The organism is Ferrimonas balearica DSM 9799 (assembly GCF_000148645.1).
Lineage (GTDB): Bacteria > Pseudomonadota > Gammaproteobacteria > Enterobacterales > Shewanellaceae > Ferrimonas > Ferrimonas balearica.
The window spans coordinates 4,187,509-4,201,697 of record NC_014541.1; the positions used below are offsets into that span (position 1 = coordinate 4,187,509).

The following is a 14,189-nucleotide window of genomic DNA, read 5'->3' on the forward strand; positions in this document are numbered from 1 at the left end:
CACTAAATGTGTACCGAGCGCCAGCATGAGCCGAATCCTGATCATCGCCAACCTGAACTGTGACCACATTCTCCGCCTGAGCCGCCCGCTCAGCTCCGGTGCCCGGATCCACTACGAAGATCTCGGCCATCGCATTGGCGGTGGCGCCACCAATACCGGTCTGGGACTGGTTTGGGCCGGTCATCAGGTGGCCCTGTTGAGCCAGGTTGGCAATGATAAGTTGGGCGATTGGCTGCTGGATGAGGCCCGCCAACTGGGGCTGAACTGCGATCAGGTGCATCGGCTGGTTGGGCCGACCCAACCGCTTCAGTTGCTGATGGAGCCGGATGGCGAGCGCACCATTTTACGCCCCAACCGGCCACGCCTGTTGCTGCCCCAGCGTCTCGACTGGCAAGCCACTGACGCTCTCTACGTCAATCTGTCGGCCGAGCACCTGCCTAATCTGATGGCGGATGCCCTCGCCAGTACCTTGGTGGTGGCCCAGCTGCCCAAGGACCTGGCCGTCCGCCCCAGCCACTACCTGATCACCTCACAGGATGACCTGGCCCAACACGGCGTTGAGCCCAGCTTCGAGTGGGCCCAAAGCATTGCCGGGCCCAGCCTGCGCGCCTTTATCGTCACCGCCGGGGCGGAGGGCGCCTGTGCTTACCTGCCCGGCACCAGCCTGCAACAGAGCGCCGTGGCGGCCACGGTGGTGGACAGCACCGGTGCCGGCGACTGCTACGCGGCGGGCTTGATCCACGGTTTGCTGAGTCAGGGTGAGTTGAGCCAAGCGATGGCGGAAGCCGCCCGCTGGGCAGCGTTTGCGGTATCGGCGGAGAGCTCCATTCCCCCGCAGGCTCTGCATTCTTACCTGGCTTCGGCTTGACGCCTGACCACTTTGTGGTCAATAACCATTTAACCTGTCTGCACTTTCACCACGAACAACGGAGCCGGATGGAACTGGATCCCAGGCCAGTGCAATACAAGGGACTGCAGTGGCTGCTGATTTTTGCCACGTTGACGCCATTGGCCAGTGTCTTTCTTTACGAATGGTCCCAACCGCTGGAACGCCAGGCCCCCTACCTGCTGAACGCCACTCTGGCGGTTCTGCTGTGGGGCCTTAACCGTCGCGCCCACCGGCGCAAACGCTTTCAACTGGCGATGCCCATTGAGGTTCAGGGGCTGCTGCTGGGGCTGGCGGTCTCCACCGTGGTAGTGGCACGCCTCACCGGTAACGACGGGGGCCCCATCCTGCCGGTGTTCTCCGCCTACGTGATGTTTGTGTTTGCCTCAGTATTGGGGCTGCACAGCGCCGACCGCGCATTGTTGATGTGCCTGGCCCCACCCACTCTGGTGCTGCTATGGCCCAGTGGCGTGCTGTGGTGGCAGGAGTTGGCGGTGCTGGTGATCACCCTCTATCTCGGCTTTGCCGCCCGTCGTCAAATCAACCTGTGGATGCGGATGAGCCAGGCTCAGTTGCGCCAGAACAAACGCCTGCTGGAGAAGTTTCGCACCCTCTCCAATCAGGACCCACTGACCGGCCTCGGCAACCGTCGCTGCTTTGAGCAGCGTCTGGCCCAGTCCGTCAGCGAGGCCAAGCGCAGCAAAAACGCGCTGAGCCTGATCCTGCTCGATGTGGATTACTTCAAGCGCTACAACGACCACTTCGGCCATCAGGCCGGTGACGAGTGTCTGCGCACCGTGGCCCAGATCCTGCGCCTGTCCAGCCGTCGTCAGTCCGATACCCTGGCCCGCATCGGCGGTGAAGAGTTCGTACTGCTGCTGCCCAACACCGATAAGCGCGGCGCACAGCGACTGGCGGAGGAGATCCAGAGCCGGCTGCTGCAGGCGGATCTCGACCACCCTCAATCGGGCATTTCAAAGCGGGTTACCCTGAGTCAGGGCATCGCCCAGTGGCACCCCGGCCTGTCCGGTGACGCACTGATGCACCAGGCCGACAAAGCGATGTACGAATCCAAACTGGCGGGCCGAAACACCATCTCGGCCGCCTGAACCCTCGATAAAAAAGCGCGCCGGATGGCGCGCTTTTTTGATCACATATTGGGGTAGTTAGGACCGCCACCGCCCTCCGGCGTGACCCAGGTGATGTTCTGGCTGGGGTCCTTGATGTCGCAGGTTTTGCAGTGGATGCAGTTGGCCGCATTGATCTGCAGTCGCGGCGTTCCGCCCTCTTCAACAATCTCATACACCCCGGCCGGGCAGTATCGCTGCGCCGGTTCATCAAACTGGGCCAGGTTCACCTGCACCGGAATCGCCGCGTCAGTCAGCTTAAGGTGACAGGGCTGGTCCTCTTCGTGATAGGTGTTGGACAGGAACACCGAAGAGAGGCGATCAAAGCTCAGCTTGCCATCCGGCTTAGGGTACTGGATGGCCACAGCCTGGGCGGCGGGTTGCAGCTGGGCGTGATCACGATGCTCATCTTTAAGGGTGATGGGCAGGCGACCGCCAAACAGGTTCTGATCCAGGGTGTTAAACGCGCCCCCCAGCATGCTGCCGAATTTGTGCAGCGCCGGGCCAAAATTGCGGGAGCGATACAGCTCATCGTAGAGCCAGGAAGCTTTAAAGTGCGCTTCAAACTGGGTCAGGTCCTGCACACCGGCTTCAGCATCGCTCAGGGCTTCGGCCACCACTTCCGCCGCCAGCATGCCGGACTTCATCGCGGTGTGGCTGCCCTTGATCTTGGCGAAGTTGAGCGTGCCGGCGTCGCAGCCAATCAACAGGCCGCCGGGAAAGCTCATCTTGGGCAGAGAGTTGAAACCGCCCTTGGCGATGGCCCGGGCACCGTAGCTGATGCGCTCGCCGCCCTCCAGATGTTTGGCAATCTCCGGATGGGTCTTAAAGCGCTGGAACTCCTCAAAAGGGTTCAGGTTGGGGTTGTCGTAGTTCAGGTCGACAATCAGCCCCACCAGCACCTGGTTGTTGTCGGCATGGTAGAGGTAGCTGCCGCCGGATGCGCCATGCTCGGACAATGGCCAGCCGGCAGTGTGCACCACCTTACCGGGCTTGGTGGCGCCCTCCGGCAGCTGCCAGATCTCCTTAAAGCCCAGCCCATAGTGTTGCGGGCTGCGCCCGGCATCCAGCTGGTAACGGGCGATCAGCGCCTTACCCAGGTGGCCACGGCAACCTTCAGCAAACAGCGTATAACGGGCGCGCAGCTCCATGCCCGGCATATAGCCATCCTTCTCGCTGCCATCCAGACCGACGCCCATGTCGCCGGTGATCACGCCACCAATCACGCCATCCTGCTCAATCAGCTCGGCAGCACTGAATCCCGGGTAGATCTCCACCCCCAGTCCTTCGGCCTGCTCCGCCAGCCAGCGACACAGATTGCCCAGGCTGATGATGTAGTTGCCGTCGTTGTGCATCGTTTTTGGGGTCAGCCAGTTGGGGAACTGGCGTCCGCCTTTACTGTCCAGCAGCCAGATCTCATCATCGGTGACCGGGGTGTCCAACGGCGCCCCCTGTTCGCGCCATTCCGGCAGCAGTTCATTCAGGGCGCGCGGCTCAAACACCGCGCCAGAGAGGATATGGGCACCCACTTCGGAGCCCTTCTCCACCACGCAGACATTGAGTTCCGCGTTCAGCTGTTTCAGGCGGATGGCAGCGGACAGGCCAGCCGGGCCGGCACCCACCACCAGGACGTCAAATTCCATCGACTCGCGTTCCATCACTCTTCCTCGTGTGACTCTCTGCTGGAGCTTACGTTTACGTTATCGTCAGCTTACTGAAAAAGTGACCAAGTTCACAGAGGGAGGCGTAGGAACAGTACAGGAGGGCGGCAAGAATCGGACAAATTCGGCAAGATCCTCTCACGGCGGCCCGTCAAAATGTGATCCCAACTGATTGTCCGAGTCGCTGGCTATACTTTACACTGCAAGCAGTTGTTAACCGAGCCCGTCGGTACCTAAGTCCAGCAAGGGATATGGTCGTCGGGCCGTGGCATCAGGCCACCGGGGTAGATTGAGAAAGTTAATCTGCCTTCCTCTATTTTAGGAAAGGTGACACATGCGAGAGCTCCAGGACCGATTCGGTCGCAGCTTCCCATACCTGCGCCTGTCGATCACAGACGCCTGCAATTTTAAGTGCGAATACTGTCTGCCTAACGGCTACCACCCCGACGGCAAGCCCCGATTTATGACGCTGGACGAGATCCGGCGGGTTTTGCATGCCTTCTCCACGGTGGGCATGCGCAAAGTGCGCATCACCGGCGGCGAGCCCACCCTGCGTAAGGACTTCGAAGAGGTCCTGCAGCTGGCCGCCAACACCCCCGGCGTTGATACCATCGCCACCACCACCAACGGTTACCGCCTGGCCGAGCATGCCCGGGCCTGGCATCAGGCCGGTCTGTCTCAGGTCAACGTTTCGGTCGACAGCCTCGACCCTGCCAATTTCCAGCGCATCACCGGCGACAGCCGGTTTGATCTGGTGATGAAGGGGATCGACGCCGCCCTGAACGAGGGCTACCGCAAGGTGAAGATCAACGTGGTATTACTGAAGGGGCTGAACGGTGGCGAGCTGCCGCTGTTCCTCGACTACATCAAGCACCAGCCGGTCGACCTGCGCTTTATTGAGCTGATGGAAACCGGCCTGCACCACGACTACTTCCAGGCCCATCACTTGCCCGGCACGGTGATCCAGGCGCAACTGGAACGCCAGGGCTGGCAGTTGGATCCCCGCGGCCCGGACGATGGCCCGGCCCTCAACTACAGCCACCCGGATTACGCCGGCCGTATCGGCCTGATCATGCCTTACGCCAAAGATTTCTGTGCCAGTTGCAACCGTCTGCGGGTCTCCGCCATCGGCAAACTGCACCTGTGCCTGTTCACCGAGGCCGGCATTGAGCTGCGTGATCTGCTCGGCAGCGACGACCAGCAGGAAGAGCTGATCGCCCGGCTGCACGCCGCCCTGGGCCAGAAACACCAAACCCATTACCTCCACGAGGGGGACGCCGGAGCCACACCACACCTGGCCTCCATCGGCGGATAACGACAAAAAGCGACGCAAAGAGACACCTTATGGGACACCTTTCTCAAGCCAACTTTATCCCTTTGAACATCGCCGTTCTGACCCTGTCCGACACCCGCGACTGGGACAGCGACAAGTCCGGCCAATATCTGGCGGACCACCTGCAAGAGGCCGGTCACACCTTGGTGGATCGCCGCATCGTCAAAGACGACAAGTACACCATTCGTGCGGTACTGTCGGAGTGGATCGCTTCCGATAACGTGCAGGTGGTCATCACCACCGGCGGCACCGGCTTTACTGACCGTGACTCCACTCCGGAGGCGGTGATGCCGCTGTTCGACAAAGCGATCGAGGGCTTTGGTGAACTGTTCCGCCACATTACCTATCAGGAGCTGGGCACCAGCACGGTACAATCCCGTGCCGTTGCAGGAATGGCCAATAAAACCGCCATCTTCTGCCTGCCCGGTTCAACCGGTGCCTGCCGCACTGGCTGGACCAAGATCCTCAAGGAGCAGCTGGACGCCACCCACCGCCCTTGCAACTTTGTGACCCATTTGAAAGCAGTAAAGGAACCAGCATGAGCGGCTTTACCCACATCAACGCCCAGGGCGATGCCCATATGGTGGACGTGACCGAGAAGTCCGTCACTGAGCGCGAAGCCCGCGCCGAAGCCACCATCGTGATGGCACCGGACACCCTGGCCATGATCATGGAGGGGCGTCATCACAAGGGCGACGTGTTTGCCACCGCCCGCATCGCCGGCATTATGGCCGCCAAGAAAACCTCTGACCTGATCCCGCTGTGCCACCCGCTGATGCTGACCAAGGTGGAAGTGGATCTGGTCGCCGAGCCCGAACTGAACCGGGTGCGGATCCAGTCTGTCTGCAAACTGGCGGGCCAGACCGGGGTGGAGATGGAAGCCCTGACCGCCGCTTCCGTCGCTGCACTGACCATTTACGACATGTGCAAAGCGGTTCAGAAAGACATGGTGATCGAAGGGGTCCGCCTGCTGGAGAAGCGCGGCGGCAAATCCGGTCACTTTAAAATCGACCAGCAGTAAAGGCTTATCATGATCAACGTGTTGTTTTTTGCCCAGATCCGGGAAGTGATTGGTGTCGACAAGCTGGCGGTGGACGCCAGCGAAGGGCTGACCGCCGAAACCCTGCGTCAGCAACTGCTGGAGCGTGGTGACAAGTGGCGCCTGGCGCTGCAGGACAAAAACGTGCTGGTGGCAGTGAATCAAACCCTGTCCGGCTGGGACACCGCTCTGACCTCCGGTGACGAAGTGGCGTTCTTCCCGCCGGTGACCGGAGGCTGACATGATCGCGGTACAAACCCAGGATTTCAGCGTTGCCGACGAGTACGCCAAGCTGGCCGATAACCCCGGTTGCGGCGCGGTGGTGACCTTTGTGGGCAAGGTGCGTGACTTCGGCGACAGCCGCGGCGTCAGCGCCATGACCCTGGAGCACTACCCGGGCATGACCGAAGCGGTGTTGCACCAGATTGAAGCGGAAGCCCGCCAGCGCTGGCCGCTGGATGAGGTCACCATCATCCACCGTGTGGGTGAGCTGCAGCTGTGCGACCAGATCGTCTTTATCGGCGTCTCCAGCGCGCACCGTAAGGCGGCGTTCGCGGCCTGTGAATTCCTGATCGACTTCCTCAAGACCCGTGCCCCGTTCTGGAAGAAAGAGACCAGCGACGATGGCACCGTCTGGGTGGACGCCAAGGACGCGGACCAGCAAGCCGCCGAGCAGTGGCAGCGCTGAGCGTGTTCTGAACGCCATAAAAAAGGCCCGCGATTGCGGGCCTTTTTGCTGACGTGATTCACGTCAATTATTGGTTCCACTCCGCCATCAGGCGGTTGGCCAGCGCTTCGTCACGGGTCAGCAGTGCCGGCAGGCCGCCACGCTCCTGCTCCAGCACCAGGGTCAGTTTGTCGTCCTGAGCGGCCAGAGCCATCACCATGTCACGATCGCCCGGTTCCGCATCTTCCGCCTGGGTGAACTTCACCCACAGGAAACCTTCCTTCACTTCGTAAGGCAGGCACCAGTCCGCCTCATCGCCTTCGGCGATGCAGACCTGGTTGTTGTCCTTGAAGGTCATGGCCGCCATCATCGGATCAGCCTGAGAGCCGGAACCGGCGTCATCACTGATGAAGTACCAGGTGCCCAGAGCCGCTTCGGTGGTCCAGGATTGCCAGGTGCTTTCGTCAGTGAAATCGGTCTTGGCGTAAGCGTTCAGGTCACCGGCATCCGGCACGGACAGCGCCAGTTTGTCGCTGAAGTAGATAAAGCGATCGTTCTCGGTGGTGCCGTCAAAGAACAGCTTGTCGTCTTTGATTTCGTAGGTGCCGTCTTCCAGCATCTGGCCGTTTTCTTCGAAGTACAGGATACCGTCAACAAAGGCCACGCCCATTACGCCTTCGTCCTGGAAGTAGTAGGCGTTCATGCTGGCCAGGTAGCGCGCATCCGCCGTCGCATCGGTGCCTTCCAGGAAGTCAGCCAGGGTGAACTCCGGCACGGTAACCGCTTCCACGGAGACCTTCAGTACCGCTTCCACCGCCGCGTGAACGCCGTCGGTGGCGGTAACGGTGATCAGGTAATCACCACCTTTGCTCGGGGTGCCCTTCAGCACCAGGTCGTCGTCGCCTTCGATGGCGGCGGTGATGCCCGGCAGGGTGGTGGTCACGGTCAGCTTCAGCTGGTCATCTTCGTCGTTGAACAGGTCATCCAGGTCGATAACCTCATTGATCGCAACGCCTTCAGACAGCGCCAGTTTGGCCAGCTCCGCTTCCAGTTCCGCTTTCTCTTCCAGGTCCACGGTCGGGGCCTGGTTCGGGGTGTTCACCTCGATCTCAATCTCAACCGGGTAGGAGCGCGCACCATGCTCATCCGTGGCGTAAACGTGCAGCTCAATCTCGCCCGCTGCAACCGGGGTACCGGTCAGGGTGTTGGTGCTGGCGTTAAAGGCCAGGCCCAGCTTATCCAGCGCACGGCCCTCTTCGTCCACCACGGACAGGGTGATGGCGTCGTTGTCACGGTCAACAAAGGCGCCCGCCAGTTCGATGGTCTCGATGGCATCACCCAGGTCGATCTCGATCGCTTCCAGCGCGTCCTGCTCGGCCTCGGTCAGGGCGATAGCCGGACGGTGGTTTTCAGTCACCACGCCACCGGAGATCACCGGATCAAAATCTTCCAGGTCGTCATCGCTGGACTCCACCTTGTCCGCCACGATGTCGATCAGCTGCTCCAGAACGTCGTCCTGTACGGCTTCGTCCACCAGGGTTTCACCAATCACGGTGATGCCCTGTGCGGTTTTGTCACCCTTGGCGGCGTCGGCGATGTAGTCGCCGAACAGCTGCTCAGAAGTGGTGCCCAGCGCCGTGAACTGTTCAACCACAGCGGCTTCGGCGTCGGCCTGGGTGGTCACGCCATCGGCCATCTTGGCCACAACCAGGTTGGTCATCGGGCTGACCACAGCGGAGTCCGCCGGGGCTTTCAGCTCAAAGGTTTTGGTGACCAGGCCACGGCTGCTGTCGAGGGTCTTGCCTTCGATGGCCTTCACGCACAGGGCTTCACCCTTGTGCTTGGCCGGCACCTTGATGTTGCCTTCCACGTCGGTGGTGCCGATCAGGGTGTCGCACTGCTCACCCGCGTAAACCTCGGCATTCACCAGGTAGCCGTCGATGGCTTTTACGGTAAAGGAGACCTCTGGCGCAGCATCGTCGCTGCCACCACAACCGCTGAGTACCAGGGCGATGGACGCCGCCAGCAAACTGATTTTTTTCATTGTTATTCCGTCAATTTTGTTTTGTTCAGAGCCGTGTCCCGACTCCGGCCCACGACACGTTGGCGTATCGAAAAAAGGCGCGGCCATGCTAGACCAACATCGGGATTAACATGTTGAACTCAGGCACATTTTTTGGCAGGGAGGCGGGGTTTCGTTGGCGTTAGGACAGGAGTTGAACAGGAACCGTCGAGAAAATCATCGTGGGTCGCAACATGAACAATCGTTAATCTGTCCGCCACCTTGGCGAAAGGGGCAAGTCTCTATATTGGCGACAGTTATTCAGACAACCGATACAGAGCATCCCATGAAAAAACTGATCATCCCCACTCTGATGGCCACCACTCTGGCCGCTTGTGGTTCCAGCTCCAGCGACGGCAGCAACCCGCTGCCGCCTCAGGCCACTCTGCCCAGCGCCATTCAGGGCGCCCTGCAGAAAGTGGAAGGCAGCAACCTGTATGTGAATGGCGCCAAAATCCCCGCCTCCACCGCTCAGGTGGAGATGGATGATCAGCGCGCCAGCCTCGGTGACCTCAAGCCGGGCATGGTTCTGGACATCGACACCAACGGCTTCGAAGCCGTAGAAGTGGACTACGACGCGCTGCTGAAAGGCCCGGTTTCCGAGGTCACTGACAGCAGCCTGGTAGTGGCTGGCCAGACCGTCATGAGCGCTCAGGCCAACCAGTTCCACAGCGGCGACTTTGTTGAAGTAAGCGGCCATTACCAGGCCGGTGGCATCCAGGCCAGCTTTATCGAAGGCACCGATGACCTCGGCATCGTTGAGGTAGAGGGCCAGATGACCAACCTGGACACCCAGGCAAAGCAGTTCAATCTGGGCCAGCTGACCGTCAACTACGCCAACGCGGCGCTGGACGGTCGTCTCAGCAACGGCGCCTGGGTCGAAGTGGAAGGCAGCATCAACAAGCTGACCATGACCGCCACCGAAGTGGACGTTGAGCAAGCCCCGGGCTTCGACGAAGACGACAGCGTGGAACTGGTGGGCACCATCAGCTGGATCAACGACGACCAGTCCCTGATGACCCTGAACCAGCAGTGGCAGGTGGCCATCGACACCCAGACCCAGTTCGATGACGGCGAAAACCGCAGTCAGCTGAAAGTGGGCCAGCTGGTCGAAGTGGACGGTCTGTGGCAGGCGGAGCACAACCGCATTCGTGCCACCGAGATCGACATTGAAGATCAGGACCACGATGGCGATGACACCGCGTCCAGCCGTCAGTTCCAGGTGGAGGGCACCGCTCAGTACGCTGATGGCACCCTGTCCATCAACGGCATTGAACTGGTGCTGACCACCAACACCCAGTTCGAAGACGGCCTCAACCTGGCCACCCTGAACGGCAGCTATGTGCAGCTGGAAGGGTATGTGCAGGATGACCAGTTCCTGGTGATGGAAGTGGAAAGCGAGCAGCCGGAACTGTCCATCGACCTGCAGGGTCCGGTCAGCGCCAACCCGGTCAGCCTGTGGGGCTACAGCGCCACTGACGCCAGCCTCGACAGCCACGCCGGCCAGTGGGTTGACCTGGAGTGTCGCTTTGACCCTGCCAGCCAGCAACTGAGCGCCTGTCAGCTCGACCATTAATCTCCATCCGGCCCGGGAGCCTTCCCGGGCCGCCTGACCCTTTCCCTATCGAGGTATTGTTATGTCCCCCCTCCTCACCCGCAGCGCCGCGGCCCTGACCATCGCCCTTTCCCTTGCCAGCGCCCATGCTGCCAGCCAACCCAACACCGCAATCCAGTCTTTTCAGGTGGAGGGGATCGCCCACTACCAGGATGGCACCCTGCGGGTAAATGGGGTCACTCTGACGCTGGATAAAAGCAGCAAATTCGATGACTGGTGGCTGGGTAAATCCACCCTGGATGGTCGCTGGATCAAAGTGGAGGGCTTCCATCAGGCGGGCCAGTACCGGGTCAGCAAGGTGGATGGTGAAAACCGGGATAATGACATCGAGCTGAACGGCATGGTGCACGACAATGCCCTGTGGGGTTATCCGGCCAGCGATGAGAGTCTGGCACCGTTTAATAACCAGTGGGTGGCGCTGGAGTGCCAACTGGATGAGAGCGGAAAACAGATCAGCCTGTGCCATCTGGACGACTGATCCCATCGAAACCCGCAGCCCTGTGATAGAGTTCAGCCACAGGGCTGATTTGCGACCACGACACCGATGAAATACCTGATTTGGCTCCCTCTTATGCTGGCTAGCACTCTGCCAGCCCAGGCCGTGCCCCGGCTGTATGAACAGCTGGCCAGCAACGGGCCGCCAACACCGCTGCAGATCCTGCGCCAGGTGGAACAGCACTACCAGCACGAAGGCCGCATCGTCGAGTTTGAGCTGGAGGTGGAGAAAGGGGTGATCACCTACGAGATCAGCCTGGCCCGCAGCGACGACAACAACTTCCTCGAGCTGACCCTCGACGCCAGCGGTAAGGTGCTGGATCGGGAGCGTGAGCCCGGCGAAATGGATGATGAGTCCGAACTGGAAGCGCTGGCCGCCCTGGAGGACCAGGATTGGCAGGTTTCCCAGTTGGTGGAGCGTGCCATTGGCCAGCAGCAGGGCTACCTTATCGAAGCGCAACTGGAACACAACATCGGCATCAGCTACCTCGAAGTCGAATTGCTGACCGAAAAGGGCAAGCGCAAACTGGCGGTCGATCTGGCCACCGGGGAGCCACTGCCCATCCTGCAGTGGGACTGATATGAAGATCCTGATCATTGAAGACGACGCCACCAACCGCCAGTACCTGAGCAAAGGCTTCAGCGAACAGGGCTACGTGGTGGATTGCGCTGAAGACGGCCAGCAGGGGCTGATGCTGGCCACCAGCGAAAGCTACCGCCTGATTGTGCTCGACCGCATGCTGCCCAAGCTCGAGGGGCTGGCCCTGCTGGCCGCCCTGCGCGCCACCGGCAACACCACTCCGGTGGTGATCCTGTCAGCGCTGGGGGATGTGGATGAACGCATCAAAGGGCTGCGCGCCGGCGGCGACGACTACATGGTCAAACCCTTCTCCTTTGCCGAGCTGCTGATCCGGGCCCAGCGCCTGATGGAGCGGCCCAGCAACGACAGCCGCCCGAGCCAGCTCAGCCTAGCCAACCTGCATCTCGATCTGTTGGCCCACAAAGCCCGGGTGGATGACCACACCATGACCCTGCAGCCCAAGGAGTTCCAACTGCTGCGCTTTCTGCTGGAGCACCAGGGCCAGCTGCTGACCCGCACCCTGCTGTTCGAATCGGTGTGGGACTACCACTTTGACCCCGGCACCAACGTGATCGACGTGCACATCGCCCGGCTGCGCAAAAAACTGCAGGAAGCCGGTGCACGGGTGCACATCGAAACCGTGCGCGGCGCCGGTTACCGCATCGGCCCGGCAACTTGATATGGGCATTTCCGCCACCCCTCGCCGCAGTTCGGTCTGGCGCCTGACCCTCGGCCTCTCGGCCCTGACCGCCGCCATGCTGGTGGTCACCATGCTGCTGCTGTATCAACTGCTGGTGGGCGCCCAGCAGCGCGAGATCGACCGCCGCCTCAATGACGAAGCGCAGGAGCTGGCGGAGCTGGCCGAACAACTCTCCCCCCAACGCTTTGCCGACCAGCTGGTGATCAAGCTCAAAGAGAGCACCGTGCTGTTTGCCTGGCAGGGCCCGGACGGCATGATCGGCCCTTTCAGCCTGCTGCCCCCAAACGTCCCCAAATTGCCCAATACCGCCGCGGTTCCGGTGCTGGACCCGCGCCAGAAGCAGTTGCTGCTGTTCACCTCTGGACTGGTGGATACCCGCCATGGTCCGGTGATGGTGGCGGTCTCGACCCAGCAGCTCAGTCGCCTCAACCAGCAGTTTGTGCAAACCGCCGCGGTGGCCAGTGGCGCCACCTTGTTGCTGACCCTGGCCCTGGGCTACCTGTTTGCCCGCCGCCAGCTGCGCCGCCTGCGCCAGTTCAACCAACTGGCGGAACGGGTGGAGCAGGGGCAGCTGGATGCCCGCCTGCCGTTTCGAACCGATGGGGATGAGTTTGACCAGCTGGCCCGCCACTTCAACCGTGTGCTGGACAACATGACCGCCAGCCTCGATACCGTGCAGGGCATCAGTGACAACATCGCCCATGACCTGCGCACCCCGTTGACCCGCCTGCGGCTGGGGCTGGAACAGCGGCTCGACGCCGACCCCAGCCTGGGGCAGGAGCTGGAGCAACTGGACACCATTCTGGCCACCTTCGAAGCGATGCTGGCCCTGACCCGACTGGAGAAAGGCCAAAGGCAGGTGGAGCGTCAGCCGGTCGACCTGGCCGCCCTGGCAGAAGACGTGGTGGAGATGATGCAGCCCTCAGCGGAGCTGCACGACCAGACCCTGCAGATTGAGGGCGCCATGAACCGTGCGCTGGAGGGGGACCGGAACCTGTTGTTCCAGGCCCTGTTCAACCTGGTGGATAACGCCATCAAGTACGCCGGACCCGGTGCCACCATCACTCTCAGTGCCGATGGCAACGGCATCACCGTGGCCGACAATGGCCCGGGCGTCAGTCCGGCGGAGCGTGACAAGCTGACCCAGCGCCTCTATCGCGGCGATACCAGTCGCCAGCAACCGGGACTCGGGCTGGGTCTGGCCATGGTGCGGGCCATCTGCCACGCCCACGGCGGCACCATACGCATCGAATCCAACCACCCGGGACTGCGCATCACGCTGGGGCTGCCCAGCGGCGAACCGGCCCGGCTATAATGTCGGGCCCTTTGCCAAGCGAATTCACCATGCCGAGCCTCACCCCCAGCGTTATTCACCAACACCCTGACTTTGTCGTCGTCGTCAAACCGGCGGGGGTGCATTTCCACAGCCAGGATGGCAACGCCGGCCTGGTGGCCCAGCTGGAAGCGCAGCTGAATGAATCCCTCTATCCGGTGCATCGGCTCGACACCCCCACCTCCGGGCTGCTGGTGTTAGCCCGCCATCCGGCGGCGGCCGCCACCCTGACGGCGCTGTTCACCGCCCACCAGGTGGAGAAGCGCTATCTGGCTCTGTCCGGCCACAAGCCGAAGAAAAAACAGGGCACCGTGAAAGGCGGCATGGCCAAGGCCCGCCGCGGCGCCTGGAAGCTCACTCCCGGCCAGGAGAATTGGGCCATCACCCAGTTTGTCAGCCACAACCTGCGCCCCGGCATACGCGCTTTCCTGCTGCGTCCCCGCTCCGGCCGTACCCACCAGATCCGGGTGGCACTGAAAAGCCTGGGCGCCCCCATCCTCGGCGATGCCCTGTATGGCGGCAGTGACGCGGACCGCACCTACCTGCACGCCTGGAGTCTGGGGTTTGACTGGCAGGGCCAGTGGCAACAGTTCTGGCTGGCGCCGCAGCAGGGGGAGCAGTGGGGCGAGGAGTTGGCGCCGTTGCTGGCGCAGTGGCAACAGGACGATCCCGCCTGGCCAAAGGGCTGAGT

15 protein-coding genes and 1 riboswitch are annotated in these 14,189 nt (G+C 61.6%); of the genes, 13 read left to right on the forward strand and 2 right to left on the reverse strand.

Going from position 1 to position 14,189, the window contains the following annotated elements; all coding sequences use genetic code 11:
- Positions 1-25 precede the first annotated feature (25 nt).
- Together FBAL_RS18955 and FBAL_RS19750 are read left to right on the forward strand one after the other, a co-directional pair.
- On the forward strand, positions 26-868 hold the full coding sequence (locus FBAL_RS18955) for a PfkB family carbohydrate kinase (RefSeq protein ID WP_013347216.1): 843 nt from the start codon (positions 26-28) through the stop codon (positions 866-868).
- Between the two features lie 68 nt (positions 869-936).
- Entirely contained in the window at positions 937-1,995 is a 1,059-nt protein-coding gene (locus FBAL_RS19750) for a GGDEF domain-containing protein (protein WP_013347217.1), read from the forward strand.
- A gap of 41 nt (positions 1,996-2,036) precedes the next feature.
- Here the strand turns inward: FBAL_RS19750 and FBAL_RS18965 are convergent, their stop codons facing one another.
- Positions 2,037-3,671, reverse strand: a complete 1,635-nt coding sequence (locus FBAL_RS18965) for an electron transfer flavoprotein-ubiquinone oxidoreductase (protein ID WP_013347218.1) — start codon at positions 3,669-3,671, stop codon at positions 2,037-2,039.
- 205 nt (positions 3,672-3,876) lie between these two features.
- Positions 3,877-4,020, forward strand: a riboswitch (molybdenum cofactor riboswitch).
- Between FBAL_RS18965 and moaA the strand changes: the two genes are divergently transcribed.
- From moaA to moaE, 5 genes are all read left to right on the forward strand, one after another.
- A complete protein-coding gene (gene moaA / locus FBAL_RS18970) occupies positions 4,009-4,989 on the forward strand; it encodes a GTP 3',8-cyclase MoaA (protein ID WP_013347219.1) in 981 nt (326 codons plus the stop codon). Its footprint overlaps the riboswitch before it by 12 nt.
- 29 nt (positions 4,990-5,018) lie before the next feature.
- Positions 5,019-5,549 carry a molybdenum cofactor biosynthesis protein B gene (gene moaB, locus FBAL_RS18975; protein ID WP_013347220.1) on the forward strand — a complete coding sequence of 177 codons (531 nt, stop codon included), beginning with the start codon at positions 5,019-5,021 and terminating at the stop codon, positions 5,547-5,549.
- A complete protein-coding gene (moaC, locus tag FBAL_RS18980; protein WP_013347221.1) occupies positions 5,546-6,028 on the forward strand; it encodes a cyclic pyranopterin monophosphate synthase MoaC in 483 nt (160 codons plus the stop codon). Before moaB ends, moaC begins: the two co-directional genes overlap by 4 nt.
- Positions 6,029-6,037: 9 nt before the next feature.
- Entirely contained in the window at positions 6,038-6,286 is a 249-nt protein-coding gene (moaD, locus tag FBAL_RS18985) for a molybdopterin synthase sulfur carrier subunit (RefSeq protein ID WP_013347222.1), read from the forward strand.
- 1 nt (position 6,287) lies between these two features.
- A complete protein-coding gene (moaE, locus tag FBAL_RS18990) occupies positions 6,288-6,734 on the forward strand; it encodes a molybdopterin synthase catalytic subunit MoaE (protein ID WP_013347223.1) in 447 nt (148 codons plus the stop codon).
- 67 nt (positions 6,735-6,801) lie between these two features.
- On the opposite strand, the gene FBAL_RS18995 is transcribed toward moaE, so the two are convergent.
- Positions 6,802-8,757: a putative Ig domain-containing protein gene (locus tag FBAL_RS18995; RefSeq protein ID WP_013347224.1), complete on the reverse strand. Its 1,956-nt coding sequence runs from the start codon at positions 8,755-8,757 to the stop codon at positions 6,802-6,804.
- A gap of 304 nt (positions 8,758-9,061) precedes the next feature.
- On the opposite strand from FBAL_RS18995, the gene FBAL_RS19755 reads away from it, so the two are divergent.
- The 6 genes from FBAL_RS19755 to FBAL_RS19025 all read left to right on the forward strand — a co-directional run bounded on the left by FBAL_RS19755 (position 9,062) and on the right by FBAL_RS19025 (position 14,187).
- Positions 9,062-10,351, forward strand: a complete 1,290-nt coding sequence (locus FBAL_RS19755) for a DUF5666 domain-containing protein (protein ID WP_013347225.1) — start codon at positions 9,062-9,064, stop codon at positions 10,349-10,351.
- Between the two features lie 61 nt (positions 10,352-10,412).
- Entirely contained in the window at positions 10,413-10,868 is a 456-nt protein-coding gene (locus FBAL_RS19005) for a hypothetical protein (RefSeq protein WP_041251379.1), read from the forward strand.
- Positions 10,869-10,961: 93 nt separating this feature from the next.
- The gene (locus FBAL_RS19010; RefSeq protein WP_049779608.1) at positions 10,962-11,465 is read left to right on the forward strand and encodes a PepSY domain-containing protein; all 504 of its coding nucleotides are present in this window, start codon (positions 10,962-10,964) and stop codon (positions 11,463-11,465) included.
- Position 11,466: 1 nt separating this feature from the next.
- A complete protein-coding gene (locus tag FBAL_RS19015) occupies positions 11,467-12,144 on the forward strand; it encodes a response regulator transcription factor (protein WP_013347227.1) in 678 nt (225 codons plus the stop codon).
- 1 nt (position 12,145) lies between these two features.
- Positions 12,146-13,480, forward strand: a complete 1,335-nt coding sequence (locus tag FBAL_RS19020) for a sensor histidine kinase (protein ID WP_013347228.1) — start codon at positions 12,146-12,148, stop codon at positions 13,478-13,480.
- Between the two features lie 29 nt (positions 13,481-13,509).
- On the forward strand, positions 13,510-14,187 hold the full coding sequence (locus FBAL_RS19025) for a TIGR01621 family pseudouridine synthase (RefSeq protein ID WP_041251380.1): 678 nt from the start codon (positions 13,510-13,512) through the stop codon (positions 14,185-14,187).
- Positions 14,188-14,189: the final 2 nt, after the last annotated feature.